The following is a 2,754-nucleotide window of genomic DNA, read 5'->3' on the forward strand; positions in this document are numbered from 1 at the left end:
CAACTCGTCGTGTTCGTGGCCGTGGCCGAGCGCGAACACCTGACCCGGGCGGCCGAGGCGCTGCGCCTGACGCCATCGGCGGTGTCGAGCGCGCTGCGCAAGCTCGAGGACTTCTATCAGGTGGCGCTGTTCGACCGCGTCGGCCGGGGCCTGGTGCTGACGGCGGAGGGCCGGGTGTTTCTGGAGGAGGCCCGCGCAGCCCTCGCCCGCATCCGTTCCGCCGAGCAGGTGCTGGGCGAACTCGGCGGGCTGGAGCGCGGGCAGCTTTCGGTCTATGCCAGCCAGACGATTGCCAGCTACTGGCTGCCGGAAGTGCTGATGCGGTTTCACGCGCGCTATCCCGGCATCGAACTCAAACTCGCCATCGGCAACACCACCACGGTGGCCGACGCGGTGGCGAAGGGCGAGGCGGAGCTCGGCTATATCGAGGGCACGCTCGACAATCCGCGACTCAGGAAGCGGCACCTGACCGATGACGCGCTGATGGTGGTGGTCGGCCCCGGCCATCCGCTGGCCGATGGCCGCGCGGTGACGGCGGCGGAACTGGTCGCGGCGACCGGCTTCGTGCTGCGCGAGGAGGGCTCCGGCACGCGCTTCGAGTTCGAGCATGCGATGGCGGGCTTCGGCATCGCCGCCGCAGATCTCGACGTGGTGATGGTGTTGCCCTCCAACGAGGCGGTGCTTTCGGCGGTGCGCTCGGGCCGGGCCGCGACGGCGGTTTCCGGCGCGGTGGCCGCGCCCTGGCTTGCGTCGGGCGGGCTGAAGCGCCTCGATTTCGACCTGCCCTCGCGCGCGTTCCAGCTTCTGAGCCACAAGGAACGGCATCTGAGCAAGGCGGCGGCCGCGCTGGTGGCCTTCAGCATCGAGGCTCAGCCCGATGCGCTGCCGCCAAGGGCCAGCGGTTCCGGCGCGATCTCCAGATAAAGCTCGTGCGGCGTATCGGGCAGGCCGCGCCGGTAGCCGAAATCGAGTTTCAGGGCGCCGGCCGTCATGCCCGCCGCTTCGGCATGGGCGTGCAGGCGCGCGAAGCCCCCGGCAATGTCCGCAAGCGGCCCGTCATGGCGAAGGCGAAGATAGCGTCCGGGCGCGACCACATGGCGTTCCAGGCCGTTCGGTATCTCGGTCTTGCCGGCGGCCAGAAAGCCGAGAAACTCGGCATAGGTGCCATCTTCCTGCCTGCGGGAGACCTCCAGAAAGTTCGCGGCCTCCGGGGCGGCGACGAACAGCCTCTGCCAGCCGGCGGGAACCGATTTCGGCAGGTGGTGCCACGCGCCGCGCACCGTCAGGCCGATGCAGACGAGTTCAGGCAGGGGTGTGGTTGTGATCACGATCGGTCCTCCTTTTCGCCGCCGCCGCTTGGCCGGCGACCGCCTTGGCGCTTGCCGGACTTCCGGCGATCCGTTAATCAGGGCCGGAAAAATGAAGCTGTGTTCCGGATAGGTCAACCATGAGCGACAAGAAGAAGAAACCGCAGAAGTTGAAGGCCCGCCTGCCGCGCGGCTTTGGCGACCGCTCCGCCGCCGATATCCGCGCGACCGAGGAAATGGTGGCGAAGATCAAGGCGGTCTACGAGAACTACGGCTTCGATCCGGTGGAAACGCCGATGTTCGAATATACCGATGCGCTGGGCAAATTCCTGCCGGACAGCGACCGCCCGAACGAGGGCGTGTTCTCGCTCCAGGACGATGACGACCAGTGGATGAGCCTGCGCTACGACCTGACCGCGCCGCTCGCCCGCCATGTCGCCGAAAACTTCAACGACATCCAGCTTCCCTACCGCACCTATCGCGCCGGCTACGTGTTCCGCAACGAAAAGCCCGGCCCCGGCCGCTTCCGCCAGTTCATGCAGTTCGACGCCGACGTCGTTGGCGCGCCGGGCGTCCAGACCGATGCCGAAATGTGCATGATGATGGCGGATACGATGGAAACGCTCGGCATTGCGCGCGGGGATTATGTGATCCGGGTGAATAACCGGAAGGTGCTGGATGGGGTGCTGGAGGCGATCGGCCTTGGCGGCGAGGAGAATGCGGCGCAGCGGCTGACGGTGCTGCGGGCGATCGACAAGCTGGATAAGTTTGGGGTCGAGGGCGTGAAGCTTCTGCTGGGCGAGGGCCGCAAGGATGAAAGCGGCGACTTTACGAAGGGCGCGGGTCTGGACGCGGATCAGATTTCTACTGTCCTGCCTCTTCTCGAACCTATGGCCGGTGCAGTCTTTTTTCGGGACGAAGTCGGTGTGGACGGAGATGAGTTTTGGTTTGGAGAAATGCGGGCCACATTTGACGAGCCGCCTAAGCAGCAGCGCACAGGTGTTGAGGGGTGGCTAAGTAACTACAAAACCATCGAAGGGTTACGTGATCGATGCCGAAATTTGCGCAATGAGAAAATAGATCAGGCTTTGGCCGAACTTGATCATATTGAGAAGATAATTACCAGCGCTGGCTATGGTACAAAGCGCATAAGAATTGACCCCTCAGTCGTCCGCGGCCTCGAATACTACACTGGCCCCGTCTACGAAGCCGAGCTCACTTTCGACGTCACCAACGAAAAAGGTGAAAAGGTCGTGTTCGGCTCGGTCGGCGGCGGTGGGCGGTATGATGGGCTGGTGTCGCGCTTCATGGGCCAGCCGGTGCCGGCGACGGGCTTTTCCATCGGCGTGTCGCGGCTGATGACGGCGCTGAAGAACCTCGGCAAGCTCGGCGCGACCGAGATCATCGAGCCGGTTCTGGTCACCGTCATGGATGGCGATGCCGAGGC

General features: G+C 64.9%; 3 protein-coding genes. 2 read left to right on the forward strand and 1 reads right to left on the reverse strand.

Translation table 11 applies throughout. The features are described 5' to 3' along the window. Positions 1–924, forward strand: a 924-nt coding sequence (locus B4E36_RS17845) for a LysR family transcriptional regulator (RefSeq protein ID WP_345900633.1), incomplete at its 5' end; no start/stop codon positions are given. Here B4E36_RS17845 and B4E36_RS17850 read toward each other — a convergent pair. Continuing rightward, complete coding sequence (locus tag B4E36_RS17850; protein ID WP_292054229.1) at positions 870–1,328, reverse strand: hypothetical protein; 459 nt, start codon at positions 1,326–1,328, stop codon at positions 870–872. The two genes, B4E36_RS17845 and B4E36_RS17850, sit on opposite strands and share 55 nt — an antisense overlap. A gap of 119 nt (positions 1,329–1,447) precedes the next feature. Here B4E36_RS17850 and B4E36_RS17855 point away from each other — a divergent pair. Next, positions 1,448–2,754: HisS family protein (locus B4E36_RS17855; RefSeq protein ID WP_345900634.1), on the forward strand; the 1,307-nt coding region annotated here is incomplete at its 3' end.

The organism is Martelella sp. UBA3392, assembly GCF_002358775.1.
GTDB classification, from domain to species: domain Bacteria; phylum Pseudomonadota; class Alphaproteobacteria; order Rhizobiales; family Rhizobiaceae; genus Martelella; species Martelella mediterranea.